Origin of the sequence: Lysobacter concretionis Ko07 = DSM 16239 (assembly GCF_000768345.1) — a bacterium.
Classification (GTDB): Bacteria; Pseudomonadota; Gammaproteobacteria; order Xanthomonadales; family Xanthomonadaceae; genus Novilysobacter; species Novilysobacter concretionis.
The window spans coordinates 67274-93699 of sequence record NZ_AVPS01000008.1 but is presented as its reverse complement, the minus strand read 5'-3'; the positions used below and the strand labels follow the sequence as shown (position 1 = coordinate 93699).

Sequence of the window (26426 nt, the reverse complement as noted above, 5' to 3'; positions counted from 1 at the left end):
CCCCTGATCGAGCGCGTGCGGGCGCGGGCGGCGCTGACACCGCCGATGCCGCCGCTCAGGCCTTGAGCTTCCACCCGGTGCGGAAAATCCACCACACGGCGACCAGACACAGCGCCAGGAAGCCGAGGATCGCGCCGACGCTGACCGCGACGTTGACGTCGGACACGCCGTAGAAGCTCCAGCGGAACCCGCTGATCAGGTACACCACCGGGTTGAACAGGGTGATCTTCTGCCACACCGGCGGCAGCATGCTGATCGAGTAGAACGCGCCGCCGAGGAAGGTCAGCGGGGTGATGACCATCAGCGGGATCACCTGCAGTTTCTGGAAGTCGTCCGCCCACAGCCCGATGATGAAACCGAACAGGCTGAAGCTCACCGCGGTCAGCAGCAGGAAGCACAGCATCCACACCGGGTGGGCGATCTCGTAGGGCACGAACACCCGCGCCGTGAGCAGTATCAGGAAGCCCACCATCACCGACTTGGTCGTCGCCGCGCCGACGTAGCCGATCACCACCTCCACGTACGACACCGGCGCCGACAGCAGCTCGTAGATCGTGCCCGACCACTTGGGCATGTAGATGCCGAAGGACGCGTTGGAGATGCTCTCGTTGAGCAGCGACAGCATGATCAGGCCGGGGATGATGAAGGCGCCGTAGCCGACTCCGTCGATATCGCCCATGCGCGAGCCGATCGCGGCGCCGAACACGACGAAATACAGCGAGGTGGACAGCACCGGCGAGACGATGCTCTCCGCCAGCGTGCGGAACGTGCGCGCCATCTCGAAGCGGTAGATCGCTAGGATCGCGTGGACGTTCATGCGCCGGCCCCCTGCCCGCGCGACGTCGACGAATGCACCAGGCTGACGAAGATCTCCTCCAGCGAACTCTCGCTGGAATGCAGATCCTTGAAGTCGATCCCAAGCGCGTTCAACTGGCGCAGCAGCGGCGCGATGCCGGTCGCCTCACCCTGCGCATCGAAGGTGTAGACCAGCGCGCTGCCGTCCCCGGCCAGTTCCAGCGGCAGGCCGGCCAGGCCCTCGGGCAGGTGCGCCAGCGGTTCCTGCAGCACCAGGGTCAGCTGCTTCTTGCCGAGCTTGCGCATCAGCACGTGCTTGTCCTCCACCAGCACCAGCTCGCCATGGTTGATGACCCCGATGCGGTCGGCCATCTCCTCGGCCTCCTCGATGTAGTGGGTGGTCAGGATGATGGTCACGCCCTGCTCGCGCAGCCCGCGCACCATCTGCCACATGTCGTGGCGCAGCTCGACGTCGACCCCGGCGGTGGGCTCGTCGAGGAACAGGATCCGCGGCTCGTGCGCGAGCGCCTTGGCGATCAGCACCCGCCGCTTCATGCCGCCCGACAGCGCCAGGATCTTGCTGTCGCGCTTGTCCCACAGCGACAGGTCGCGCAGCACCTTCTCCAGGTGCGCGGGGTTGGGCGGCTTGCCGAACAGGCCGCGGCTGAACCGCACCGTCGCCCAGACGCTCTCGAACGCGTCGGTCGACAGCTCCTGCGGCACGAGGCCGATCTTGCCGCGCGCGGCGCGGTAGTCGCGCACGATGTCGTGGCCGTCGGCAGTTACCGTGCCGCTGCTGGCGTTGACGATGCCGCAGATGACGCTGATCAGGGTGGTCTTGCCGGCGCCGTTGGGGCCGAGCAGGGCGAAGATCTCGCCGCGACGGATCTCCAGGTCGATGCCCTTCAGCGCCTGGAAACCCGAGGCGTAGGTCTTGGTCAGATTCTGGACGGAGATGATCGGCGGCACGCGGGATTCCGGGGTTGCGTCGGCAAGTGGGGAATCGTAGCGAACCCGGTGCATCGCGCGGTGGACGGCAAGCACGCTGTGCCACGATAGCGAGCATGGTCTCCTTCATCGTCCCGGCCCACGACGAGCAGCGCCTGATCACCGACACCCTCGTTGCGATCCACGCCGCCGCGCGGGGGGTCGGACTCGGAACCGGGCGTGACTACGAGATCATTGTCGTCGACGACGCCTCCACCGACCGCACCGCGCAGGTCGCCATCAAACACGGTGCGCGCGTGATCCACGTCTCGCACCGGCAGATCGCCGCCACCCGCAATGCCGGCGCACGCGAAGCACGCGGCGATTTCCTGTTCTTCATCGATGCCGACACGCTGATCCACCCGGCCTACGTGCGCGCCGCGATGGCCGCGATGCGCGGCGGCGCGGCCGGCGGCGGTGCGGGCGTGAAGCTGCTCGGCAAGGCGCGGCTGCACGAGCGGATCGGTCAGCTGCTGCTGATCCACATCTTCCGCTGGGTGGGCGTGACCCCGGGCTGCAGCCTGTTCTGCACCCGCGCCGCGTTCGATGCGGTAGGCGGTTTCGACGAGACGTACTACGCCGGCGAGGACGTCGCGATGGGCCGCGCGCTGGCCCGGCACGGGCGGCTGGTGATCCTCAAGGAGATCGTGATGACCTCGGCGCGCAAACTGCGCACCCACACGCTGGGCGAGCAGTTGCGATTGCTGGCGCGGTTCCTGTGGCGCGGCCGGAGGATGCTCAGGTCGAGGGATGAATTGGCGCTGTGGTACGGCAAGCGGCGGGATGAGCCGTGATTGACGCCCCGGCATCCATCGACCTCAATGGAACGGATCGCTGCCCGGGCGCAGTTCGATGTCCAGCGCGTGCGCCAGCTCCTGCATCGCCTCGTCGTCGCTGCTCAGGGTGATCCAGCCGGCCTGCATGTCCTCGTCGCCGGACGGTCCGTTGGCGGTGTTCCAGGTCCACAGGCTGTAGCCGTATTCACGCAGGCGGTCGTAGGCCACTGCCATCAGCGACGGCACGTCGGCATCGGCGAGGAAGTCCTCGTCGCTGGCATCCTCCACGCCCCAGTCGATGCGCAGGTTCCAGCGCGCGGCCAGCTCGGTGATGGTGTCGATGAATGACACCGCATCCGTGCCGTCCACGTAGAAGCCGGCCTTCCAGTCGATCACGTCCTTCAGCAACCAGACCGGCTGGACCTCGTCCGGGGCGCTCTCGGCCAGCGCGTCGCGGTACTCGGCGAACTGCTGCAGCGCCGATTCCTCGTCGCCGGGATTGATCAGCAACAGCAACTGCCAGACCAGTGCCTCGGGCGTGTCGTCGGCCTCCGGGTCGATATCCGCGTCGGCCTGCAGGTGGTTGGCGAAGTTGTCGTCGGGGTCGAACTCGGGGTCGTCGGCGTTCATGGGGCACATCCGGAGGCGGGTCGGGGAATCGTGACATGCCCTGCAGTGGAGGCAACGTCATGCCGTCGGCAATCGCGGTGAGTGACATCACGGCGTGAACTCGCGCGCCGCGAGTCGACCTGGGCGGGGTGCAGTCAAGAAGACACCCAGGAGGGGGATCGGCTGCAGCGACCTTGAACCCAGCAGCTACGGCCGCAGCAAGGTCCGCTCGCTGCACCACAGCTCGCTCGCGCTGGCCACCAGAGCCTGGTACTTGCGCGGCGGGACGGTCTCGGTGATCGCGTATCCGGGCACGGCGCTGTCGCGCTGGGCGGCCAGCGCGGCGAGGGTGCCGTTGGCGTTGATCAGCCGCGCGACGATCGGCCGCGTGGCACCGCGGCCACGGCGCAGCACCACGCCGACCTCGCCGTTGGCCAGCCGCACCGGCGTGCCCGGCGGGAACACGCCGATCTCGCGCACCAGCAGGCTCGCCAGGCTTTCGTCGACGGCCTTGCCGCGCTCCAGGAACAGGCTGCGCAGCGCATGCCGGGCGTGCACCGCCTCGCGATAGGCGCGCGGCCGCACCATTGCCGAGTAGATGTCGGCAATCGCCAGCTTGCGTGCGCCGCGGCTGATGGCATCGCCGGACAGGCGGTTGGGGTAACCGCTGCCATCGATGCGCTCGTGATGCTGCAACACCGCCGCCAGCCAGACCGGGTCCTCCACGCCGGCCTCCTGCAGCAGTTCGACGCCGGCTTGCGGATGGCCGGCGATCACCAGCCGCTGGTCGGCTGACAGTTCGGTCTGCTGCTGGTTCATGGCATCGGCAAACGGATTCAAGGCGATGTCGTAGGTCAACGCGGCCGCGATGACCGACAGGCTTTCCACCTCGTCCCACCCGCGCGCGCGCACCAGCAATTCGCACAGGGTTGCGGCATGCAGGATCCTCGCCACCTGGCCGTCGTCGCCGACCTCGAGCTGCATCGCCGCCAGCGCCGCATCCGCATCGCGTGCGACCAGCGCACGCAAGCGCAGCGCCAGTTCGAACAGGCGCTCCGTCAGCGGCTCGCCGCTGCGTTGCAGCAGCTCGTCGTGCAGCGCGCGCAACTCGCGGCGCAGCTTCTGCATCTCGCGGAACACCGGCGGCTCCGGCGCCGCGGGCGGCGCGTCTTCCCCGGCGTCGTCAGGGGTCTCTGGCGTCTCCGCGCCGTCCGCCAAATGATCGAATTCGGGCACCAGCACGCCCGCAGTGGCGTCGGTATCGGGCACCAGCATGCCGCGCTCCAGTACCAGGTCGACGTGGGCCGGGCTTGTCAGCACCATCCCCTGCACGAACAACAGCTTGCCGTCGCGGTCGTATACCGACCACGCCAAGGGCGAACCAAGCTCCACTTCGTCTGCAACGACCGGACGCACGCGCACTCCCGACGGCCACCCGGATCGCCGGGCTTCGGCACGTTATCGGCCGCCCCGGACGGATCTTTAGCGTCCGCTCAGTGCACGCGGTGCCGGCCGCATGCCGAGACCGGCGAGACCGGCGAGACCGGCGATGCTCAGCCCTGCGCCGGGTGTTTGACCACCCCGCGAAACGCGGCGGCGGATGGAAACTGGCTGCGGCTGGGCAGCGACGACAGCGCCACGGTGTTCGGGGCCTTCGGACTGCTCTGGTCGCGCGCTTCGGCAGCGCCGCGCTGGGCGGCCTTGTGCGGAATGCACCACAGCTCGTCGGGGTCGTAATAGGACGGTCCGCGACGCCAGCGCGGATGGCCGGACTTGGCCTCCTCGGGAATCATCAGCCGGTCCTCGCCACGGGTGACATGCAGCGGCGTCCACAGGCCTTCGACCGCATCGGCGGACAGGCAGACGAAGTAGCGCTGGGCGGCGGCCGCGTCTTCGGGCTCCACCGTGTGGCTGGCGCCGAATGCGAGCAGAGTGTCGGGATACATATGCAGCACCAGCCCGGGGGCATGGATGTGGGCCATGATTCTTTGGTCCTGGGAGGAAGGCGATCGGGATCGCGGGCAACGGTCGCGGAATTCCGCGCCGGGCGAGGACGGCACCCGATGCCCGATGGTAGTGCTTCCGTCCCGATGCCGTGCGCCACCGCCGGGATTATCCGCGGCGCCCGCTTCCATGCCGATATCCGCCGGCGTCGCGGCGCTTTGCGTCTGTCGCCGGCCTTGTGCGCGCCCTCGACGCGAGGATCCGTGAAGGCGCCGCGCGCCTCACCTGGCTCGCTTCTTGCGTCGTTGCGGCGCTCTTGCAGGACCCGCAAGCGGGGCGTAGAACGGGCGACGGGAGGGAGTTTGGAGGTTGCCATGTTCCGTCCCTGCCAACTCGCCTTGCTGACTGCCACCATCCTGCTCGCGACCAGTGCGTGCCAGGGTTCCCACGAGGGCCCCGCCACCGCGGTCCAGTCGGTGTCCCCGCCCGAAGCCGCGCTCGGCGCGAACCTGCTGGAGGGCCTCGGCGACCACCACTTCGCGGTCACCAGCCGCCATCCCGACGTGCAACGCTGGTTCGACCAGGGCTTGATGCTGAGCTACGGCTTCAACCACGACGCCGCCGAACGCAGCTTCCTCAAGGCAACCCAGCTCGATCCCGACTGCGCGATGTGCTGGTGGGGCGCGTCGCTGGTGCTCGGGCCGCATGTCAACGCCAGCATGAATCCGGCCGACAACGCCCACGCCTGGTCGCGGCTGCAGAAGGCCCGTGCCCTGGCGCCGAACGCAAGCCGGCGCGAACAGGCCTTCATCGAGGCCCTGTCGGCGCGCTATGCCAAGGACCCGCCCGAGGACCGCACATCGCTCGACCAGGCCTATGCCGACGCCACCCGCGAGCTGGTGCGCGAGCGCCCCGACGACCTGGATGCCGCGACCTTCCATGCCGAAGCGCTGATGGACCTGCAGCCCTGGCACTACTACGACGACCAGCGGCAACCGATCGGCAACACCCGCGAGATCGTCAGCACGCTCGAATCCGTCATCGACCGCCACCCCGACCATCCCGGTGCACTGCACCTGTACGTGCACGCGGTGGAGGCCTCGGCCGATCCGCAGCGAGGCGTCAACGCCGCCGACCGGCTGCGCGAGCTGATCCCCGGCTCCGGCCACCTGGTCCACATGCCCGCCCACATCTACGCGCGGGTCGGCCGCTGGCACGACGCCGTGATCGCCAACCAGCGCGCGATCGAGGCCGACGATGCATACCTGGCGATGTGCCGCGGCAACACCCGCGGCGTGTACCCGCTGGGCTACGTGCCGCACAACCACGACTTCCTGTGGTTCGCCGCCAGCATGGAGGGCGACAGCCAGGTGGCCCGCGCGGCGGCACTGGCGACCGCCGAACGCACCCACCTGCCCGAACTGATGCGCCAACCCGGTTTCGCCAGCCTGCAGCACTACTGGATGACGCCGTGGTTCGACCGCGTGCGCTTCGGCCGCTGGGACGAGATCGCGGCCGCTCCCAACCCGGCCAGCGACCTGCCCTACGTCACCGCGATCTGGCACTACGCGCAAGGCATCGCCGCGGTGCGGCAGGGCCGGCAGGACGACGCCGTGAAACACCGCGACGCGCTGCGCACGCTCGCCGCCGACCCGGTGATGGAGACGCTGACCATGTGGGACCGCTACCCGCTCAGCCATGCCGTCCGCATCGCCGAGCGCAGCGTCAGCGCCGAGGTGGCCGCCGCCCGCGGCGACCAGGCCGCCGCGATCGCCGCCTTGCGTGAAGCCGTCGCCATCGAGGACCGGATTCCCTACGACGAGCCACCGGGTTGGCACGCCCCCGTTCGCCACTCGCTCGGCGCGTTGCTGCTCTCGGCCAACCGGCCGGCCGACGCCGAAGCGGTGTACCGCGAAGAGCTGGAGCGCAACCCCGGCAACGGCTGGTCACTGCACGGCCTGGCGCAGAGCCTGCAGGCGCAGCAGCGAACGCGCGAAGCGGCCGATGCCGAGCGCCGGTTCGCGCAGGCGTGGCAGCACGCCGATGTGGAACTGGTGGCATCGCGGTTCTGAGGTCGCGGCGCTCATACCTCCAGCACCACCTTGCCGGTGTGGCCTCCGCCTTCCGGGTCGGCGTGCGCCTGCGGGGGATACCCGTCCTCACGCGGCCGCAGGTCGGGCCGGTTGACCCCGGCACGCAGACCAGCACCTCGCCCGGACCTCGAGAAGCGGGCGACAGGCACGTCCGGCACAGCCGCCGTCACGACCGGCTTCTATACTTTGCCGCCACCCTGTCCACCAATCCGCCTCCGCGGCCGACGGCGCGACCGCCTCCCTCCCCTCCAGCGCCCATGACTTCCCCACCCATTTCACCCGAACACGCCGTCACCGGTCCGGGTGCCGGACCCCGCCTGCCGTTGTGGCACGGCCGCGGCCTGATCCTGCTCGGCATCGCGCTGTCCGCCCTGAACCTGCGCACCGCGGTGACCTCGCTGACCCCGCTGCTGGACAGCCTGGGCCGGACCTTCGATTTCGGCCCGACCATGACCGGCGTGTTCGGCATCGTGCCGACCGCGGCCTTCGCGGTGTTCGGCGTCGCCACCCCGGCCATCGCCCACCGCCTCGGTCTGGAACGGACCGCGCTGTGGGCGATGCTGCTGGCGACCATCGGTCTGCTGTCCCGCAGCTTCGCCAACGACACCGGACAGCTGCTGCTGACCTCGGCGGTGGCGTTGTCCGGCATGGGCATCGGCAACGTGGTGCTGCCGCCGCTGGTCAAGCGCTATTTCGCCGACCGGGTCGGTGGGGTCAGCGCGATGTACATCACCATGTTGCAGATGGGCACGATCCTGCCCGCACTGGCCGCCGTGCCGGTGGCCGAGGCGCTGGGCTGGCGGGTGTCGCTGGGGGCGTGGTCGCTGGTGGCCGTGGCCGCCGCGCTGCCGTGGGCGATCACCCTGTATCACGAGCGCTATGGCCGCTCCGCCAAGGCGCGTGCATTGGCGGCCATCCACGACCGCGCCGTGACGCCCGGCGACGCCGCGCCCGAGCTGGCCGCGCCGCCGCCCGGCGGCCGCGTGTGGCGCTCGCCGGTGGCCTGGGGGATGGCGTTGATGTTCGGCATGACCTCGCTGAACAGCTACTCGATCTTCACCTGGCTGCCGAAGCTGCTGGTCGATGCCGGCGGCAGCCCGACGCTGGGCGGCGCAATGGTCGGGCTGTATTCGGCGATGGGGCTGGTCAGCGGCTTCGTGATGCCGGTCATCGCGGTGCGGGTGAGGAACCCGTTCCCGATCGTGATCCTGTGCTGCGTGCTGCACCTGGGCGCGTTCCTCGGCCTGCTGCTGGCGCCGATGAGCCTGACTTTGTTGTGGACCGCATTGCTGGGGCTGGGGCCGAGCACCTTCCCGCTCGCGCTGACGCTGATCAACCTGCGCACCCGCACCCCGGCCGGCTCCGCCGCGCTGTCGGGCTTCACCCAGGGGCTGGGCTACGCGCTGAGCTGCGCCGGCCCGTTGATGTTCGGCTGGCTGCACGAGCTGTCGGGCGGCTGGTTGTGGCCGTTCGCGTTTCTCAGCAGCAGCCTGGTCGCGCTGGCGTTCGGCGGCTGGCTGGCGTGCAAGCCGAGGATGCTGGAGGACAGCTGGTAGGCGCGGACAGACTTTCGTCCGCAGCGCCATCCGCAGCGCCGGTCACGCCTCGTCCAGCGCCTTCAGCAGCAGCTCCGCCGCATGCCAGCTGGAGGCCGGGTTCTGGCCGGTGATCAACTGGCGGTCGTGCTTGACGTGACTGAGCCACGGCACGCTGTTTTCCACGTCCGCCCCCAACTCCTTCAACCGGTGGGACAGGAGGAACGGCACGCGGTCATCCAGACCGCCCAGCTTCTCCTCGATATCGGAAAACGCCGTCAGCGTGTAGCCCTCGACCAGCGGCTTGCCGTCCGCACGCAGCACGCCGACGAAGGCCGCCGGGCCGTGGCAGACCGCGGCGATGGGTTTTCCCTGCCGATGGAAGTCCGCCAGCAACCGGCCGACCTCCGGATTCCCCGGCAGATCGAACATCGGCCCGTGCCCGCCGGGAATGAACACCGCCGCGAAGTCCTCCGCGCGCACGCCGGCGAGCGGCACCGTATCGCGCAGCCGCTCGACCGCATCGGTCCAATCGTGGTGCTGCTCCGCCTTCGCGCTGCGCGGATCCACCGGCGTCGTCCCGCCCTCCGGACTGGCGACCACCACCTCGTGCCCGGCCTCGGTCAACACCTGATACGGCACCACGAACTCCTCCAGCCACAGTCCGGTCGGATCGCCCGTCGGCATCGCGGAAACACTGGTGACGATCATCAGGACGGTGGCCATGGTGGACTCCGGAACGGGTGGGAAATATCACGCGCCATGCCAGCTTCGTCCCCACCGCGTTAACGCCGGATGCAGTTGATCGAGCAGCCGCCGCAACCACGCCGGTGGTGCCGGCGCGCGACTCCCGGGCGCCGGGCTGTCATCGGCCGGAACTCCACCCTCGGGACCCGGGATTTCCATATCGATGCGGCTTGGCTGTCCGGTATCCACACGAAGCAGCGTGCATTCCATCGACCACACGATCCAATCAACGATTCAAAAGGAGTGACGTGATGCCTGTATCCACCGGAAACCGCTTCAATGCGATCGCGCGATTCGCACTGCCCGCCGCACTCGTGATCTCGGCCCTGGCCCTGGCCGGCTGTGGCGGTGCCGGCACGGAGGCCGGTTCCCGCGCATCGGGCGGCAAGGCGGACAGCAACGCGAATGGCGTGACGCTCGCCAGCGGTGACTGGTCGCTGGACGCCACGACCTCTCCAGCCTTCCTGCCCGGCTACCTGTCTGCGCCGCTCAGCTTCCGGCTGATGGCTGGCTGGATGGATACCGAACGGGTCACCGCCGCCGGCAAGGAGGCCGATCCGGATGCACTGCGCGACAAGGCGCTCGCCAGCTTCGGTACGTTCACCCTGGAGGTCGCCGCCGGCCAGACCGGACCGGGAACCTACCAGCTCGGCCCCGAGGTGTCGGGAGAGGACAGCGCCACCGTGGTGATTCCGCAGGACAAGGGCGCCGGACTGCCCGCCGAATACACCTCGCAATCCGGCACCCTGACCATCAAGTCGGCGCAGGTCGAAGAAGGCCGCTACAGCGCCAAGGTGATCGCGGTCGACGGCAGTTTCGACGGGTTGTTCACGGACCCCGAAGGCAATACCCGGCCGTTCACCGGCACGTTCCGGATGGCCCGCAAGTAAGCAAGCAAGGAGGTTCCGATCAACCCGCCTCTGATCGTCACGCCCGCCCGGGCGGGAGTCCAGGGACGTCGCCAATCAGCGATCTGACGTCCCTGATTTGACGTCCCTGATTTAACGTCCCTGATTTAACGTCCATGGGCGCCTGCCTTCGCCGGGCACGGCAACAGCTGTTCAGACACCCTTTGAACCGGTGAGGATCATCCGGCGGATGACCAACCGCTCCCGCCGCCGTTGCACCCATTGGCGCAACCATGGCGTCGGGAGTTTCACGCGCGCATCGATTGCGCGAAGGAATTACCAGGGCAGCTCGCTGCCGTTGGCGTGCCAGAACGTGCCGGTCTGCGCCAGGCCGAGCGTGTCCAGCCGTTCGACCAGTTGCCCGGCCGCGTGCTCCGGGCTGACCTCGCCGGTCCCGCCGACCATGTCGGTGGCGACGAAGCCCGGGTGCAGCAGGAACACCGCGATGCCGCGCGGCGCGAGGTCCACCGCCAGCGACTTGCCGATCGCGTTCACCGCCGACTTCGACGCGCGGTAGCCATAGCGGCCGCCCGAGCCGTTGTCGGCGACCGAGCCCATGCGGCTGGTGACGATGCCGATCTTCGCGCCTTCGCCCAGATGGCCCAGCAGCGCCTGCGCGACCCGCAACGGGCCCAGCGCGTTGACCTCGAACTGGCGGCGCATGTCGTCCCAGCCGGTCGAACCGATCTCGCCCAGCACCTCGCGGGTCATGATCCCGGCGTTGAGCACCAGCACGTCGATGCGGGTGTCCCCCAGGCGCTGCGCCAGCTTGGCGAGGGCGGCGTCATCGGTCACGTCGACGCCCGCCTCGACCTGCGCGCCGGTGGCATCCAGCGCCTCGCTGGTCTGGCGGCAGACGGCGATCACGCGGTCGCCACGCGCGGTGAACCGGCGCGTGAGCGCAAGGCCGATGCCGCGATTGGCACCGGTGATCAGGACGTTTTTCATGTCGGACTCCGTGACGGTGGGATCATCCGGCATGGCGTCGGACACCTTGGAAATCAAGGTTCACAGCTTGCCGGAGCGCCTCTGCAACAGGGCTTCGGCCGCGGATCAGCCGCGCTTCAGCAGCAGCTCCAGCATCCGGCGGAAGCGCGCGCCGTACGGGGGATCGAGCAGTCCGCTGCCGTTGAAACGGGCCTGCCGGAACACCGGCTTCATGTGTGAGAACGTGCGGAACCCGGCTTCACCGTGGTAGCCGCCCATGCCGGAAGGCCCGACGCCGCCAAACGGCAGGCCGTGCTGGGCGATGTGGAACAGGGTGTCGTTGACGGTGACGCCGCCGACCTGGGTCCGCGACAGCACGCCGTCGATGCGGCGCGTGTCCTGCTCGAACACGTACAGCGCCAGAGGGTGCGGCCGCGCGGCGACGTAGGCCACCGCCTCGTCGAAGCTGTCGTACGGCACCAGCGGCAACAGCGGCCCGAAGATCTCCTCGCGCATCACCGCCATGTCGTCGTGGATGTCGCTCAGCAACACCGGCGGCAACAACCGGCGGCCGGGCTCAACGGATGCACGCGCGCGCCCGCCGCCACCGCGTCGTCGCGCAGCGCGACCAGGCGCTGGTACTGACGGTCGGAAATGATGCTGGCGTACTGCGCGTTGCGCTCCAGCTGCGGATACATCCGCGCCATCGCGCCACCGGCGATGTCGATGAATTCGTCGACCCGCGCACGCGGCAGCAGCACAAAGTCGGGCGCGATGCAGGTCTGGCCGGCATTGACCAGCTTGCCGAACACGATGCGTTCCACCGCGTGTGCAAAACGCGCATCCGGACCGATGATCGCCGGCGACTTGCCGCCCAGCTCCAGCGTCACCGGAGTCAGGTTCGCGGCCGCCGCGCGCATCACGTGACGGCCGACCGCGGTCGAGCCGGTGAACAACAGGTGGTCGAACGGCAGCGCCGAAAACGCCTGCGCCACCGCGGCATCGCCGTTCACCACCGCGACCTCGTCGGGCTTGAAATAGTGACCGACCTGCTCGGCGAACAGTGCCGAGAAGTGCGGCGTGAACTCGCTCATCTTCAGCATCACCCGGTTGCCGGCCGCCAGCGCGTCCACCAGCGGTCCGATGGCGAGGTACAGCGGGTAGTTCCACGGCACGATGATGCCGATCACGCCCAGCGGCTGCGGCCGCAGTTCGGTGCGCGCCGGCAGGAACGCCAGTCCGGCCCAGGCGCGCCGCGGCCGCATCCAGCGGCGGCCATGACGCAGGGCATGGCGGATGCCCGACAGGCTGGGGAAGATCTCCAGCAGGTCGGTCTCCTCCGCCGGGCGCTGGCCGAAATCGGCCTGGATCGCGTCGGCGAACGCCTGCCGCTGCTCCGTCAGCATCGACTGCAGCGCCTGCAGGCGGCTGGCGCGTGCCGACCACGGCGGCATCGGGTCGGCGGCGTGGGCGGCGCGCATCCGCTGCAGTTGTTCGTTCATGGCAGCCTCGTGGTTGCTCATCCCCCGCGGGCGGATCCGGTCGGCGGGTCGTGCCATGGTCGTCACTCCAACACTGGCCCGGTCGGTGCCGGCGTCCGCCCCTTTCTAACACTCCGCGCCAGCGACCGCCCGCGCGACGCGCGGGCGATGCCGCATGGAACCCGCCATCGCACGCTGTCATCATTCCCGGCCACGTCGCGACCGCGCCGTCCACCACACGAGGGCCACCACCATGGCGATGTCGGAAAGCGATATCCACAAAGGCTGGATCTACCAGACCAGCAACCAGCAGGAGCGGCTGGTACTGGGCTGGGACCGCGACGGCCGGGTCGTCTATTCCTCGAAGGGCAAGAACCCGGACGCCCCGTTCCAGAACTGCCACGTCCGAATCACCACCCGCAAGTTCGCCCAGCGCGCGATCGGCAAGCTGCGCCAGATCGACGACCTGCAGCCTTACCTGATCGCCAACAAGGCGACCACGGTGGTGGTGCGCTGAACGGGAAGTCCCACGCACCGACCGCACCGGCAAAGCCCGTGATGGACTGACCCGTCGCCAACGCCTGGCCACCGGCCCCGCAACCTTTGCGTCATGCCATCGCCAGTCCTACGCTGGCAGGCACCCTCCCGCCGGTGCCCGACCATGTCCCGCAAACCCGACCCCACATTGCTGTCGCTGGCCCTGGCCGCCTTGATCGCCACCGGCCTGCCCGGCTGCTCTCCGGACCACTCCGATACCGGCAAGACGGCGCCCGTTGCGACGACGGATGCCAAGGCTGGCGCGCCGGCACTGGGCAGCTTCGGCTTCGATGCCGCCGGCATGGACCGCAACGTGGCCCCCGGCGACGACTTCTTCGAGTACGCCAACGGCACCTGGGTCGCCACCACGCAGATTCCGCCCGACCGGTCGAGCTTCAACAGCTTCACCCGCATCCTCATCGACACCGAGCAGAACGTCCGCAGGATCATCGAGGACGCCGCCGCCGATACCTCTTCACAGGGCGAGACCCGCAAGATCGGCGACACCTACACCGCGTTCATGGACGAGGCCGGGATCGAGGCCAAGGGCATCGCACCGATCCAGCCGCAACTGGACGCCATCGCATCCATCACCGACCAACGGGCACTGGCGACCGAACTGGGCGGCCAATTACGCGCCGACGTCGACCTGCTCAATGCCACCGACTACTACACCGACCGCCTGTTCGGCCTGTGGGTCTCGCAGGACCTGCACCAGCCCACGCGCAACGTGCCGTACCTGGTGCAAGGGGGCCTGGGCATGCCCGACCGCAGTTTCTACCTCGACGGCGGGCGAATGGCCGAGCTGCGCGCTGCCTACCAGGCCCATGTCGCCAAAGTGCTGGAGCTGGCCGGGATCGATGATGCCGCGGCCCGCGCCGAACGCATTGTCGTGCTGGAAACCGCGATCGCCCGCGTGCACGCCACCCAGGAACAGACCAACGACGTCGAGGCCGGCGCCAACTCCTGGGCGCAACCGGACTTCGCGACCAAGGCACCCGGACTGGACTGGACGGCCTTCCTGCAGGCGGCCGGACTGGCCGGCCAGCAGGACTTCATCGTCTGGCAGCCCGACGCCGTCGCCGGCATCTCCGCGCTGGTGGCATCGCAGCCGCTCGCTACCTGGAAGGACTATCTCGCCTTCCACGCGCTCGACCGCGCCGCCGCATACCTCCCCAGGGCCTTCGCCGACGAGCAGTTCGCGTTCTACGGCAAGACCCTCAACGGCACACCCGAGCAGCGCGAGCGCTGGAAGCGCGCGGTCGCGGCGACCAACGACGCCCTCGGCGAGGCCGTCGGCCAGCAGTACGTGGCGCGCCACGTCAACGCCGAGACCAGGGCCCGCGCCGAGGCGATGGTCGCCAACCTCATCGCGGCGTTCGGCAAGCGCATCGACGCGCTGGAATGGATGAGCCCGCAGACCAAGGCCGAGGCGCGGGCCAAGGTCGCCGGCCTGCATGTGGCGCTGGGCTATCCGGACCGCTGGCGCGACTACAGTGCACTGGAAGTGAAGCCCGACGACGCCCTCGGCAACGCCCGGCGTGCGGAGGTTTTCGAATACCGCCGCAACCTCGCCAAGCTGGGCCAGCCGGTCAACCACGACGAGTGGTACCTGCTGCCGCAGACGGTCAACGCGCTGAACGTGCCGCTGGAGAACCGGCTGATCTTCCCGGCCGCGATCCTGCAGCCGCCGTTCTTCGATCCCGCCGCCGACGATGCGGTCAACTACGGTGCAATCGGCGCGGTCATCGGCCACGAGATCAGCCATAGCTTCGACAACCTCGGCGCGCTGTTCGACAAGGACGGCAAGCTGCACAACTGGTGGACGCCGCAGGACCTGCAGCGCTTCGAGGCCGCCGGCGACGCGCTGGCCGCACAGTTCAGCCAGTACAAGGCGTTCGACGACCTGCCGGTCAACGGCAAGCTGACCCTGGGCGAGAACATCGCCGACGTCGCCGGTCTGGCCACCGCCTACGACGCCTACCACCTGTCACTGCAAGACAAGCCGCCAGCGACCCTGGAGGGCTTCAGCCCCGACCAGCGTTTCTTCCTCGGTTTTGCCCAGGCCTGGCGCGGCAAGTACCGCGAGCCCGCACTGCGCAATGCCATCCTCACCGACGTGCACGCCCCCGGCCGCTTCCGCACCCAGACCGTGCGCAACCTCGACGCGTGGTATTCCGCGTTCGACGTCAAACAGGGGCAGCAGCTGTACCTCGCACCGCAGGACCGGGTGGAGATCTGGTAGGCGATCCGGGCGCCGACATACTCCTCAATCGACATGGACCCGAGCATGCGACCAACCAATCAAATAGCAGGCATCCTCGCGGGACTGGTGCTCTGGACCGGAGTCCTTACGGTGGCAATGGCAGGCACACAGCGGCCACCGGCCGGCGTATCCATCGTGGACGCTGCGGCAACCGTCGAGGAGCAGCTGGCGATCGCGTTCTCGGCTGTGGACGACAACGACCCGACCGCCACCGGGATTGCACTGACCACGCTCATGGCTCATCCAGATTTCGACGCGCTGCCCGCCGACATCCGCCATGCGACGTTCTCGGCCGCCGGTTGGAGCGCCATCCAACGGAGCGAGCTTGCCCGCGCGCGCGATTTCTACTTGGCCGCGATCGACCTGTCCGCCAACGAATCGCATGTCTGGTACCAGTTGGCATTGCTGGAGTTCGATCTAGACAACCCCGAAGCCTCCGCCGACCGCCTGCTGCACCTGCTGCAACACTGGCCGGAGCTGCAGGAAGAACTGCCTGACGGGTACTTCGCCCAGCTGGTACGGGAGCTGATTCCTTTCCCCGAAACACGGTTGACCGTGTTGCACGCCCTGCTCGCAAGGCCGTGGACACTGAACGGTCTTGGCACCAGCCATTTCTGGCACGAGCTTGCGCTGATGCAGGTCGAACGCGGTGACACGGATGCGGCGCGGGCGAGCATCGAACACATCGACGGACCGATGGACCTGGTCATGCTGCGCATCGACCGCCGGTTCGATGCACTGGTGGATCCGACCTTGAAACGCTTCGACATCCAACGCGCGGCGCGCTTGCGGTCCGACGACCTGCGCACGAAGGCCATGCTCGCCCCGGAGCGCCTGGATCTGCTGATGGAGCTGACCTACGCGATGCTCGCGGCAGGCGAGGAGCGGCAAGTCCTGGCGATGACCGATGCCGCCCTGGCGGCGCTTTCGTCGGCAACGGTGGAATCTGCTTTATTCGAGAACATCGAGGATCAGGTCTGGCTGATGAACAACCGCGCGATTGCTTTGCGCCGGCTCGACCGCATCGATGAAGCGTTGGTGCAGATGGAGATCGCAAGCGGATTCGCCGAAAACGGCGGCGCCAATGTCAGCCAGGCACTGAACCTTGGCCGCTTTTACTGCAGCCTGGGGCGGTTCCCTGAAGCACTCGCCGCCATCTCATCGGTCAACGACATGAGTGACTACGGACGCATGGTCCGCGCCGCCGTGCAGCATTGCGCAATGCGACGCAGCGGGGATGCGACCGGTGCGGACGAAGCGCTGGCCTATCTGCGCGACCACAGCGCGACGGCGCCCTCGGCGCTGTTGCAGGCGCTGTTGGAAGCCAATCATCTGGACGAAGCGGCCGGAACGCTCGCGTCACTTCTGGAGTCAACCGAAACCCGCCTGGACACCCTCGTCTGGGTGCAGCGGTTCCGCAGCCTTCCTCCGCTTCCTGCGGATCACGTGTACCGGAGCCGGCGCGAGGAACTGCTCGCACGTGACGACGTCATCGCAGCGGTGGAGCGGGTCGGGCGGATCGGGCAATACGACATCCACGCCCGCAGCACACTGGACTGAACCATCCCACCACCCCTCCCTAACCACCCGAGGACCCGTCCCATGCGCATCGCACTGCTCGCCGCCCTGCTGCTCGTCCCGCCATGCTTTGCGGGTTCGCCGCTGCCCGACGGCCCGCATGTGGTCACCAGCGGTGAAGGCAAGGTGACCATTGCCCCGGATCTGGCCACCATCACCCTGCAGGTTCGCCATCGCGACATGGCAGCGGCAACCGCCAAGCAACGGGTGGATGCTGCCATCGAGGCATTCCTTCGGGCCGCGCCCGGTTTTGGGCTGGCAACCACCGACGTCACGGCCTCCGATCTGTCGTTATCGGAGGACATCGACTACGACGATGCCGGCCGTCGCCGCAACAACGGCTTCGTTGCAAGCCGGGCGGTCACGGTGGAACTGCGCCAGTTGCACCGGCTTGGCGAATTTATCGACTCGGCGTTGGCGGCGGGCTTGAACAGCGTGGAGAACGTGGTGTTCGCCTCATCACACAAGGCCGAATTGCAGCGAGAGGCGCGCGCCAAGGCCGTCGCAGGTGCCCGCGAGGAAGCCTCCGGACTGGCGCACGCATTCGGATCCGAGGCCGGCGCCATCTACAGCATCAACAGTGTTCATTCGCACCTCGCCAACGGATATGGCGGCCGACTGGATCGCATCGTGGTGACCGGCGCCCGGCTCAATGCGGGCAAGTACCTGCAGCCCAGCGTCGAGTACACCGAGCGCGTATCGGCCGTGTTCGAACTCGAGCGCAAGTAGCGGGCGAACGGGAACCACCAATCCGTGCCAGCCGGGTACCAACCACCGCAGGATCACGGGCACTCGACGCGTCCTGCAACGCTCCATCGCCGGATCGCGATGATCCGTCGCCGCAGCCGCGGTTCCGTCGCACACCGCACCCCTGACGGGGCCGGGGTCACTATGCTCCACGGCAATCCAAACCCGTCCGGAAAACCCCGTGATCAAGAGCATCTTCTTCGTCATCCGCATCGCCGCCGCGTGGCTGCTTGCCATCCTGCTGTTCGCCGGACTGTGGTCGGAGCTGCCGCTGATCGGTCGGCTGGAATGGCCGGTCACGCTGGCGGGCATGATCGTCATGGCGCTGGTGGTGATCGGCGCGATCTCCCACGTGGGCCGGGTCCGGCTGATCGCCGGACGCATCGACCGGACCACGCTGGGCAACCGGCATCGCCGGCAGGTGGAAGTGCCGTTCGAGGCCGGCGAGGCGTTCGACCTCATCGATGCCGCGATCCGCGAACTGCCGCGCATCCAGCAGGTGGAAAGCACGCGTGACAGCCTGCAGGTGCGGGCCACGGCGGCGCGGCCGGAGGCATATCTCGATCGCCCGCTGGGGCGCTGGAACCCGATGCTGTGGTTCGGCGCACCGCGCAACCAGATCCTGGCCACCGTCACGCCCGGCGACGACAGCGGCAGCGTCACTCTGATCTGCGAGCCGGAAACCCTGGCCTGGAGCGACTGGTTCCTGTTCGACGACGCCACCAACTTCGAGAACGCCGAGGCGATCACCCGCGCGATCACCCGCCGCGTCGCCGAGCGCCGCCGCAACGAGCAGGCCGACGCGGCGCAGACCGCCACCGAGAAGGAACTCACCGTCGCCAAGCTGAGTCTGCTGCACGCGCAGGTCGAGCCGCACTTCCTCTACAACACCCTGGCCAGCGCGCAGTTGCTGACCCGCAGCGACCCGGCGCGCGCCGACGAGATGCTCGGCCATCTGATCCAGTACCTGCGCCACTCGCTGCCGCGCACCGAGAACGAACTGTCCACCCTGGGCGCGGAACTGGAACGCGCGCTGGCCTACCTGGAGATCCTCAAGGTCCGCATGGGCCCGCGCCTGTCGGTCCAGGTCGACATCCCGGAGAACCTGCGTGCCACGACGCTGCCGCCGATGATGCTGCAGACCCTGGTCGAGAACGCGATCAAGCACGGGCTGGAACCGCGCACCGGCGGCGGCACGGTCTGGATCCGCGCGCGCCGCAGCGACGACATTGTTGCGGTGACCGTGGCCGACGACGGCGACGGCTTCAACACAAAAACCAGCGGCACCGGCATCGGCCTGAAGAACGTGCGCGAACGCCTGCGGCTGGTTTACGGCAGCGACGCCGCGCTGGCGGTGGTCGCCAACTTCCCCGCCGGTGTGGCCGCCACGCTCACCGTGCCCGCCACATCGACAACGCCCGAACACGAGGCCCGTCATGGCTGAGTCCACCACCCCCACCTGCATCATTGCCGAAGACGAATCGCTGCTGCGCCGGGCGCTGGTCGAGCGCCTCGGCAAGGCCTGGCCGGAGCTGCGGATCCTCGCCGAATGCGAGGACGGCGCCAGTGCACTGGAAGCGCTGGCCGAGCACCGGCCGGACGTCGCCTTCCTCGACATCCGCATGCCCGGCCTGACCGGGCTGGAGGTCGCCACCGCCGCGATCGAAGCCAGCCCGCACACACAGATCGTGTTCGTGACCGCCTACGACCAGTACGCCATCGACGCCTTCGAGCGCGGCGCGGTCGACTACCTGCTCAAGCCGATCACCGCCGAACGCCTCGCCGCCACCGTCCAGCGCCTGCAGGCACGCAGCGGCAACAACGAGGCCGCCGCGCTGTCCGCCCTGCTGCAACGGCTGGCGCCCGCCGCCCGCGCCGTCGACGCACCCGAACCGCTGACCTGGATCACCGCCAGCGCCGGCCGCGAGACCCGGCTGATCCTGGTCGACGACGTCGCCTACTTCCGTGCCGACAACAAGTACACGACGGTGATGACGGCCGAGGGCGAGGCGCTGCTGCGCACGCCGATCAAGGAACTGCTGACGGTGCTGGACGCGACCACGTTCAAGCAGATCCACCGCTCGACCATCGTCAACCTGCGCGCCATCGCGGGCATCGTCCGCGACGACAGCGGCCGCGGCACCGTGCGCCTCAAGACCCGGCCCGAAACCCTGGCCGTCAGCGCACCGTTCATGACCCTGTTTCGTCACATGTGACCGCCATATGTGACCGGCACATGTGATCGCCGCCTGCCGCCGTCCATAGCGGGCAACCGCAAAGCCGGTGCCCGACCCGCGCACCGACCGTTCCATGTTTTCGCGAGGTGACTTATGAAACTCATCGCCCTGATCTATTTCGCGCTGTCGTTGTTCGGCTTCGACATCGGCGGCAGCACCTACGTCACCCGCAACACCGTCGATGGTGCCGATGTCCTGTACAGCCGCGCCACCACCGCGGCCGGCAGCGCCCGCTTCGAGTGCGTGCGCAGCACCAGCGGGCAGTGCCACTACACCGTGTATCCGCGTACCTGCACGACCGATCGCTGCCGGTCCGGGCCGATCGAGCGTTTCGCACTGGCGAACGGCGACAGCCGGCAAGTCCCCGGTCTGCACGGCTTCCATCTCTGCGTCCGTGCCGACGGCGGCATGCCGGGCCCGGATTGCGAACCAGCGGAGTCGCTCGTCCAGCGGTGAGCGTCGTGGTTGCGCGAGCCCGGCAGCCGCCGCACGTCAGTCGCAGCTGACGTCCGGGTTCCAGTCCGCGAACATGCCGCTGGGGTTGTGCTGCCCGATCCACGCGTGCAGGACCCACGCATTCACCACCGGGTTGAAGTGGAATTGCTGGCCGAACAGCACCGGGATCGGGTCACCGACGGCCAGGTCGTCGGCAAACACCAGGTACTCCGCCGCGACCAGCTTCAGTCCGCCATTGGGCTGCGGCGCATAGACCAGGAGTTCCGGCCGCGTTGCTTCCACCACGCCGCCGTCCCCCAGCGCATCGAAGTTGGCGAAGTGGTGGCCCATGCCGCCCGCGGGCGTGGCCAGGCAGCCGGTGATGTCCTGGGTCCATCCGGCGACAAAGGCGCGATCAAGGGCCTGGAATCCGGCGGTGGCCTGGCGCAGTTGGGTCAGTTCCATATTCACGCTGGCGGCCTGGGCCGGGGTGGCTGCGGCTATCGCGACGATGCCCGCCGCCGCGAGCGAAACGGAAACGCTTGTGAGCATATTCATGGGGGAATCTCCGGGAGGGACCCGGTCGCGGACTGCGCCGGCCAACTGACAAACGATGCCGGCACATTCTGCCGGCCACCGCGCACCCGGCTACCGCTTCGACCACACCGCACACGTCCCAGGCATCGCGTCGGCGCAAGGCCCAGCCGCCCGCCTCATCCTTTCCAGCGCGCCACCGCCCACGCCTCGCGCCGGGCCGCATCGTGGAACGTCCAGGCGACGAACCGGCTCTGCTTGCTGCCCTGCGCCATCGCCACTTCGCGCACGTCCTGTGCACCGGCCTTGTGCAGATGGCGGCGCACGTCGGCGAGGTGTTCGGACTTCGCCACCAGGCTGCTGAACCACAACACCTGCTGCGCGATGCCGGCGCTCTCGCGGACCATCCGGCGGATGAAGGAGGCCTCGCCGCCGGTGCACCACAGCTCGGTCGCCTGGCCGCCGAAGTTCAGCGCCGGGCCGTCGCGGCCCGGAGCGGGTTTGCCGAGCTGCTGCCATTTGCGGCGGCTGCCGCGCGCGGCCTCCTTTGCGGAGGCGTGGAACGGCGGATTGCACAGCGTCAGGTCGAACGCCTCGTCCGGGCGCAGCAAACCGGCGAATATCGCCCCTCGCCCGGGCTGGTGGCGCAGTTCGATGGCCTCGCCCAGACCGGGATTCGCCCGCACGATGGCCGCGGCCGAGCGCAATGCGGTGGCATCGACCTCCGAACCGACGAACCGCCAGCCGTACTCGCCGTGACCCAGCAGCGGGTAGATGCAGTTCGCCCCCACGCCGATGTCCAGCGCGCGCACCCCCGGGCCACGCGGGACGACCCCGCCATTGGCTTCGGCCAGCAGGTCCGCCAGCCCGTGCAGGTAGTCGGCCCGGCCCGGGATCGGCGGGCACAGGTAGCCGTCCGGAATGTCCCAGTGCGCGACGCCGTACTGGACCTTCAGCAACGCGCGGTTCAAGGCCCGCACCGCCTGCGGATTGCCGAAGTCGAGGCTCGTCCCGCCGGCGGGCGTGGTGATCAGGAAAGCCGACAACTCCGGGCAGTGCGCCGTCAGCAGCGCGAAGTCGTACCGGCCTTGATGCCGGTTGCGCGGGTGCAGCCCGGCCGCCGCGCCGGAACCCTGGGTCGGCTTTGCGCGTCTGGCGGCCGGTGATTCGGACGCGCCACTCATAGGGCCGTCATCAACCGGCTGCCCCGCGGCGCGGCAGCGTCCAGTCGGGCCGGATGAAGTGGCAGGTGTAGCCCTCGGGGTAACGCTCCAGGTAGTCCTGGTGCTCCGGCTCGGCCTCCCAGAAATCGCCGGCCGGCGCCACCTCGGTGACCACCTTGCCGGGCCACAGGCCGGAGGCATCCACGTCGGCGATGGTGTCCTCGGCGATCCGGCGCTGCTCGTCGGACGTGGTGAAGATCGCCGAACGGTACGAGCTGCCGCGGTCGTTGCCCTGCCGGTCCACGGTGGTCGGGTCGTGGATCTGGAAGAAGAACTCCAGCAGCCGGCGGTAACTCAGCACCGCGGGATCGAAAATGATCTCGATCGCCTCCGCGTGGTTGCCGTGATGGCGGTAGGTCGCGTTGGGGACGTCGCCACCGCTGTAGCCGACCCGGGTGGAGATCACGCCGTCCTGCCGCCGGATCAGGTCCTGCATGCCCCAGAAGCAGCCGCCCGCCAGCACCGCGCGTTCGGTGCTCATCGCCGCTCCCCCACCTGATCAAGGTATTCGCCGTAGCCCTGCGCCTGCATGTCGTCGCGATGGATGAAGCGCAGTGACGCGGAGTTGATGCAGTAGCGCAGCCCGCCGCGATCCGCCGGGCCGTCGGGAAACACGTGGCCCAGATGGCTGTCGCCGTGGGTCGAGCGCACTTCGACGCGGACCATGCCGTGGGTGGTGTCGCGCAACTCGTTGATGTGGGCCGGCTCGATCGGCCTGGTGAAGCTCGGCCAGCCGCAACCGGACTCGAACTTGTCCGACGAGGCGAACAGCGGCTCGCCCGACACGATGTCCACGTAGATGCCGGGCGCGTGGTTTTCCAGGTATTCGCCGGTGCCGGGACGCTCGGTGCCGTTCTGCTGGGTGACACGGAACTGCTCGGGCGTGAGCCGGGCGATCGCGTCGGGGGTCTTGCTGTAACTGCTCATGGGCATTTCCTGGAACCGCCAGCGGATTCGGCCGCGGACGTGCGTGGGCGGGGCTCCATGCTAGAGGGTGGCGGGTGCCAACGGCGACACGCGCCACGCCTTCACCCTTGCGCCGCGCGCTCCAGCTCGGCCAGATCGATTTTCTTCATCGACATCATGGCTTCCATCACGCGCTTGCTCCGGGCGCGGTCGCGGTCGGCGATCAGTTGAGTGAGACGGCGCGGGACGATCTGCCAGGACAGGCCGTACCTGTCCTTCACCCAACCGCACTGCTCGTTCCCCGGGTGCGCACTGAGCGCGTGCCAGTAGCGGTCGACCTCGGCCTGATCCTCGCAACTGATCTGCAGCGAGATCGCCTCGCTGAAGGTGAATTCCGGGCCGCCATTGAGCGCGCAGAAGCTGCGCCCGGCCAGCGTGAACTCGACCGTCAGCACATCGCCGGCCTTGCCGTTGGGATAGTCCGCCGGCGAGCGCACGACCTCGACGATGCGGCTGTCGGGAATCAGCCCGGTGTAGAACGCCGCCATCGCCTCGGCATCGCGGTTACACCACAGCCAGGTGCTTACCTTGTCCATTCCTCGCCTCCGGAAGTTGCGTCAAGGGCCCGCGCGGTCATGCCATCCGGCGGACCGCATGCCGGTCACGTAGCCGGGACATCTGCACGGGTCAGGCGTTCGGACGGGCGCCCGGCGCCAGAGTGACGACCGGATCGAAGCCGCCGTAGATCATGCGTTTGCCATCGAACGGCATCGGGTTGTTCTCCGGGCTCATCCGCGGGTCCTTCATCATCTTTTCCATGCCGGCGTCGCGCGTCGCCTTGTCCGGCCACTCGATCCACGAAAACACCACCGTCTCGTCGTCCTTGGCCTGCACCGCGCGCTGGAAATCGGTCTGCTTGCCCGCCGGGACGTCATCGCCCCAGCACTCCAGCACGCGCGTCGCGCCGTACTCCAGGCAGGCCGCATCCGTCTGCCCGGCCTGGTTGATGAAGGCCTGCTTGTTCGCCGTGGGTACGGCCAGCACGAAACCATCGATGTAGGCCATCTCGCTCTCCTGTCGCTGCCCGCATGCGGGCGGGGGAGACACCCTGCGCGCATCGGGGTTACGTGCCGATCAAGACTGGGTGACGAACGCATCCCCGCCGCCCACTGAGACCTGCATCCGCCTCGCAACCGGGTCCCCGCCGATGCTGCTGCGTCTCGATGGTGGAGGTGGTCCTCCGGCGTGGCCACTTTCTCCAGCCCGGTGCGTATTACCTATCAGCGCTACGGTCCCATTCGACCGTGGCGTGGCGATGCCCGTTCATCTCTGAATGGGTCGCGACACCTCTCGAGGAGAACCACCATGACCAGCAGGATTTCTGCCACTGGAGCCGGTTTTGCCGCGTTGTTGATCGGGGTTTCGGCCGCTGGCTCGGCCGTTGCCCAGGAACCGACGGATCTCAATACGATCACGGTCCTGGCGCCGCGCATCACCTACCAGACCACCCGCGACCGCGAATCGGCGATTCCAAAGAAACTGGAGATCGCACAAAAGAGCGCAATGGTCGATTACGGTGATCTCGACCTCACGCGGACCGCCGACCTCTACACGCTGAAGGGACGCGTCGAGGCCGCGGCCACCCGGATATGCGGGGAGCTGACCGAGCTGTTTCCGGACGGCACGCCGAGTACTACCGTCTGCACCCGCCGCGCCACCGACGACGCGATGGCGCAGGTAGAGCGGACGGCCCGAAACGCCAGCCGTTAGGCAAGCGACGCGCGGGACGCCGGCAAACCGCCGCGCCCTTCCCGCCTGCGTGCCGAAAAGATCGACAGCCGCCGCAGGGCGGCACGGGTTGGTGCGGGCACGGCTACTGCGGCCGTCGCACAGAAGCCAGCCGATCAGTGGACTGTCGGCTTCCGCTCCGCATCCACCGCACGCTTGACCGCCGCCACGAACCCGCGCCGCGCGGCGACCAGTTCGTTCGACGTCGCCTTCGGCCACGCCGCCACCTGGGCAATGACCAGCCGGCGCGCGGGATCGACGTAGACCATCTGGCCGAAGATGCCGACCGCGGCGTAGCTGCCGTCGGTATCGGTCCACCACAGATACCCGTAGCCGCGCTCGGGCGCGTCCACGCTTTCCTGCTCGCTGATCGCGCCCTGCAGCCAGACTTCGGCGATCACCGGCTCGCCCGCGATGCGGCCGCCGTCGAGCATGAACTGCCCCAACCGCGCGTAGTCGCCCAGCGTCGCCGACAGGCCGCTGCCACCGGTGTCGCTGCCGTCACACTCGTCCCTGATCCAGCTCGCATGGGCCGCCATGCCGTACGGCTGCCAGATCGTGTCCGACAGGTAGGCCGCCAGCGATCGGCGCGTGGCGCGTTCCACCACGATGCCGAGCAGGTCGGTCTCGGCGGTGTTGTAGTTCCAGTGCGTGCCGGCCGGCCATTGCCGCGGCAGTTTCATCAGGTACGACAGCACGTGCGCACGGCCATCGACGCAGGCACCGCGATACATCTGCGCCACGTCCGACTGCTCATCGGCGTAGTCCTCGTTCCAGCGCACACCCGAGGTCATCGTCAGCAACTGCTGCACCGTGACATCGGCGTAGGCGCTGTCGCGCAACTCCGGGATGTAGGTGACCAGCGCGTCGTCCAGGCTGCCAATATGCCCCTGCTGCAGCGCGATGCCGAGCAAGGCCGACGTGACCGACTTGGCGACCGAGAACGACTCCCAGCGCTGCTCCGGCCCGAAGTCCAACGCGTATTGCTGCAGACGGACGCGACCGTCCTGCAGCACCATCAGGCCGGCGATGTGGTGCTGATCCATGTAGTTGTCGAGCCACGAGGAATCGCCGGCCTCGCCCAACGTCAGGGGCTGGCCTTCGGGCAATTCGCGGACATGTGCAGCACGCTCGACGCGGTCGCTGGGGAAGCGCCGATCCATCTCTCGGAACTCCGCCTCCCGCTGCGCCTGCGGCCAGAATAGGACGGCCTCGCGTTGTTCGCCGATGGTCGGCGGCTGCTGATCCCGGGCTGCCGATGGCAGCGCGAGGATCAGGCACAAGGTGGCAGCGAGAAAGCGGATGAAAAGGGGCGGACACATGACGGTGCGATGCCGGAGTGACGAAGGAAGCACCATTCTACTGAGCGGTGA

26 protein-coding genes and 1 pseudogene are annotated in these 26426 nt (G+C 68.4%); 12 read left to right on the top strand and 15 right to left on the bottom strand.

The window, feature by feature from the left end; genetic code table 11:
- Window positions 1–55: 55 nt before the first annotated feature.
- Together N792_RS10685 and N792_RS10680 are read right to left on the bottom strand one after the other, a co-directional pair.
- Window positions 56–817, bottom strand: coding sequence for an ABC transporter permease (locus tag N792_RS10685; protein WP_036194960.1), 762 nt, complete (start codon window positions 815–817; stop codon window positions 56–58).
- Window positions 814–1764, bottom strand: coding sequence for an ABC transporter ATP-binding protein (locus N792_RS10680; RefSeq protein ID WP_036194959.1), 951 nt, complete (start codon window positions 1762–1764; stop codon window positions 814–816). Before N792_RS10680 ends, N792_RS10685 begins: the two co-directional genes overlap by 4 nt.
- Before the next feature lie 95 nt (window positions 1765–1859).
- On the opposite strand from N792_RS10680, the gene N792_RS10675 reads away from it, so the two are divergent.
- Window positions 1860–2576 carry a glycosyltransferase gene (locus tag N792_RS10675; protein WP_036194958.1) on the top strand — a complete coding sequence of 239 codons (717 nt, stop codon included), beginning with the start codon at window positions 1860–1862 and terminating at the stop codon, window positions 2574–2576.
- Between the two features lie 24 nt (window positions 2577–2600).
- Here the strand turns inward: N792_RS10675 and N792_RS10670 are convergent, their stop codons facing one another.
- From N792_RS10670 to N792_RS10660, 3 genes are all read right to left on the bottom strand, one after another.
- Window positions 2601–3197 carry a DUF6630 family protein gene (locus N792_RS10670; RefSeq protein ID WP_036194957.1) on the bottom strand — a complete coding sequence of 199 codons (597 nt, stop codon included), beginning with the start codon at window positions 3195–3197 and terminating at the stop codon, window positions 2601–2603.
- Between the two features lie 177 nt (window positions 3198–3374).
- The gene (locus tag N792_RS10665; RefSeq protein ID WP_156969383.1) at window positions 3375–4583 is read right to left on the bottom strand and encodes an HD-GYP domain-containing protein; all 1209 of its coding nucleotides are present in this window, start codon (window positions 4581–4583) and stop codon (window positions 3375–3377) included.
- Window positions 4584–4720: 137 nt separating this feature from the next.
- Window positions 4721–5149 (bottom strand): hypothetical protein, encoded by a 429-nt coding sequence (locus tag N792_RS10660; protein ID WP_036194955.1) that lies wholly within the window; start codon window positions 5147–5149, stop codon window positions 4721–4723.
- 336 nt (window positions 5150–5485) lie between these two features.
- Here N792_RS10660 and N792_RS10655 point away from each other — a divergent pair, with 336 nt between their 5' ends.
- Window positions 5486–7183, top strand: coding sequence for a tetratricopeptide repeat protein (locus N792_RS10655; RefSeq protein WP_036194954.1), 1698 nt, complete (start codon window positions 5486–5488; stop codon window positions 7181–7183).
- Window positions 7184–7545: 362 nt separating this feature from the next.
- Window positions 7546–8760, top strand: coding sequence for an MFS transporter (locus N792_RS10650; RefSeq protein ID WP_224743960.1), 1215 nt, complete (start codon window positions 7546–7548; stop codon window positions 8758–8760).
- A gap of 42 nt (window positions 8761–8802) precedes the next feature.
- On the opposite strand, the gene N792_RS10645 is transcribed toward N792_RS10650, so the two are convergent.
- Window positions 8803–9465 carry a type 1 glutamine amidotransferase domain-containing protein gene (locus N792_RS10645; RefSeq protein ID WP_036194953.1) on the bottom strand — a complete coding sequence of 221 codons (663 nt, stop codon included), beginning with the start codon at window positions 9463–9465 and terminating at the stop codon, window positions 8803–8805.
- A gap of 272 nt (window positions 9466–9737) precedes the next feature.
- Here N792_RS10645 and N792_RS13520 point away from each other — a divergent pair, with 272 nt between their 5' ends.
- Window positions 9738–10376, top strand: a complete 639-nt coding sequence (locus tag N792_RS13520; RefSeq protein ID WP_052103978.1) for a hypothetical protein — start codon at window positions 9738–9740, stop codon at window positions 10374–10376.
- Window positions 10377–10670: 294 nt separating this feature from the next.
- On the opposite strand, the gene N792_RS10630 is transcribed toward N792_RS13520, so the two are convergent.
- Together N792_RS10630 and N792_RS10625 are read right to left on the bottom strand one after the other, a co-directional pair.
- Window positions 10671–11342 (bottom strand): SDR family oxidoreductase, encoded by a 672-nt coding sequence (locus N792_RS10630; RefSeq protein WP_036195160.1) that lies wholly within the window; start codon window positions 11340–11342, stop codon window positions 10671–10673.
- A gap of 105 nt (window positions 11343–11447) precedes the next feature.
- Window positions 11448–12775 (bottom strand): annotated as a pseudogene (locus tag N792_RS10625) (coniferyl aldehyde dehydrogenase).
- Window positions 12776–13061: 286 nt separating this feature from the next.
- Here N792_RS10625 and N792_RS10620 point away from each other — a divergent pair.
- The 7 genes from N792_RS10620 to N792_RS10590 all read left to right on the top strand — a co-directional run bounded on the left by N792_RS10620 (window position 13062) and on the right by N792_RS10590 (window position 20623).
- The gene (locus N792_RS10620) at window positions 13062–13319 is read left to right on the top strand and encodes a hypothetical protein (RefSeq protein WP_052103976.1); all 258 of its coding nucleotides are present in this window, start codon (window positions 13062–13064) and stop codon (window positions 13317–13319) included.
- 144 nt (window positions 13320–13463) lie between these two features.
- Window positions 13464–15584 (top strand): M13 family metallopeptidase, encoded by a 2121-nt coding sequence (locus N792_RS10615; RefSeq protein WP_036194948.1) that lies wholly within the window; start codon window positions 13464–13466, stop codon window positions 15582–15584.
- A 111-nt stretch (window positions 15585–15695) separates the two neighbouring features.
- Complete coding sequence (locus N792_RS10610) at window positions 15696–17165, top strand: hypothetical protein (RefSeq protein WP_156969382.1); 1470 nt, start codon at window positions 15696–15698, stop codon at window positions 17163–17165.
- Window positions 17166–17207: 42 nt separating this feature from the next.
- The gene (locus N792_RS10605; protein WP_036194944.1) at window positions 17208–17912 is read left to right on the top strand and encodes an SIMPL domain-containing protein; all 705 of its coding nucleotides are present in this window, start codon (window positions 17208–17210) and stop codon (window positions 17910–17912) included.
- A 199-nt stretch (window positions 17913–18111) separates the two neighbouring features.
- Window positions 18112–19374, top strand: coding sequence for a sensor histidine kinase (locus N792_RS10600; protein ID WP_052103974.1), 1263 nt, complete (start codon window positions 18112–18114; stop codon window positions 19372–19374).
- Entirely contained in the window at window positions 19367–20146 is a 780-nt protein-coding gene (locus N792_RS10595; protein WP_036194941.1) for a LytR/AlgR family response regulator transcription factor, read from the top strand. The genes N792_RS10600 and N792_RS10595 overlap by 8 nt, the downstream gene beginning before the upstream one ends.
- A 114-nt stretch (window positions 20147–20260) precedes the next feature.
- A complete protein-coding gene (locus tag N792_RS10590) occupies window positions 20261–20623 on the top strand; it encodes a hypothetical protein (RefSeq protein ID WP_052103972.1) in 363 nt (120 codons plus the stop codon).
- Window positions 20624–20659: 36 nt separating this feature from the next.
- Here the strand turns inward: N792_RS10590 and N792_RS10585 are convergent, their stop codons facing one another.
- From N792_RS10585 to N792_RS10560, 6 genes are all read right to left on the bottom strand, one after another.
- Entirely contained in the window at window positions 20660–21160 is a 501-nt protein-coding gene (locus tag N792_RS10585) for a hypothetical protein (protein WP_036194940.1), read from the bottom strand.
- A gap of 155 nt (window positions 21161–21315) precedes the next feature.
- Window positions 21316–22320 carry a 23S rRNA (adenine(1618)-N(6))-methyltransferase RlmF gene (gene rlmF, locus N792_RS10580; protein ID WP_036194939.1) on the bottom strand — a complete coding sequence of 335 codons (1005 nt, stop codon included), beginning with the start codon at window positions 22318–22320 and terminating at the stop codon, window positions 21316–21318.
- Between the two features lie 10 nt (window positions 22321–22330).
- Window positions 22331–22840, bottom strand: a complete 510-nt coding sequence (msrA, locus tag N792_RS10575; protein ID WP_036194936.1) for a peptide-methionine (S)-S-oxide reductase MsrA — start codon at window positions 22838–22840, stop codon at window positions 22331–22333.
- Window positions 22837–23286 (bottom strand): peptide-methionine (R)-S-oxide reductase MsrB, encoded by a 450-nt coding sequence (gene msrB / locus N792_RS10570; protein WP_036194933.1) that lies wholly within the window; start codon window positions 23284–23286, stop codon window positions 22837–22839. The genes msrA and msrB overlap by 4 nt, the downstream gene beginning before the upstream one ends.
- Window positions 23287–23387: 101 nt before the next feature.
- Window positions 23388–23861, bottom strand: a complete 474-nt coding sequence (locus N792_RS10565) for a VOC family protein (protein ID WP_036194930.1) — start codon at window positions 23859–23861, stop codon at window positions 23388–23390.
- 91 nt (window positions 23862–23952) lie between these two features.
- On the bottom strand, window positions 23953–24330 hold the full coding sequence (locus tag N792_RS10560; protein WP_036194925.1) for a DUF1428 domain-containing protein: 378 nt from the start codon (window positions 24328–24330) through the stop codon (window positions 23953–23955).
- A 300-nt stretch (window positions 24331–24630) separates the two neighbouring features.
- Between N792_RS10560 and N792_RS10555 the strand changes: the two genes are divergently transcribed.
- Window positions 24631–25035 carry a UrcA family protein gene (locus N792_RS10555; protein ID WP_084105717.1) on the top strand — a complete coding sequence of 135 codons (405 nt, stop codon included), beginning with the start codon at window positions 24631–24633 and terminating at the stop codon, window positions 25033–25035.
- 134 nt (window positions 25036–25169) lie between these two features.
- On the opposite strand, the gene N792_RS10550 is transcribed toward N792_RS10555, so the two are convergent.
- Window positions 25170–26375 (bottom strand): serine hydrolase domain-containing protein, encoded by a 1206-nt coding sequence (locus N792_RS10550; protein WP_036194918.1) that lies wholly within the window; start codon window positions 26373–26375, stop codon window positions 25170–25172.
- Window positions 26376–26426 lie beyond the last annotated feature (51 nt).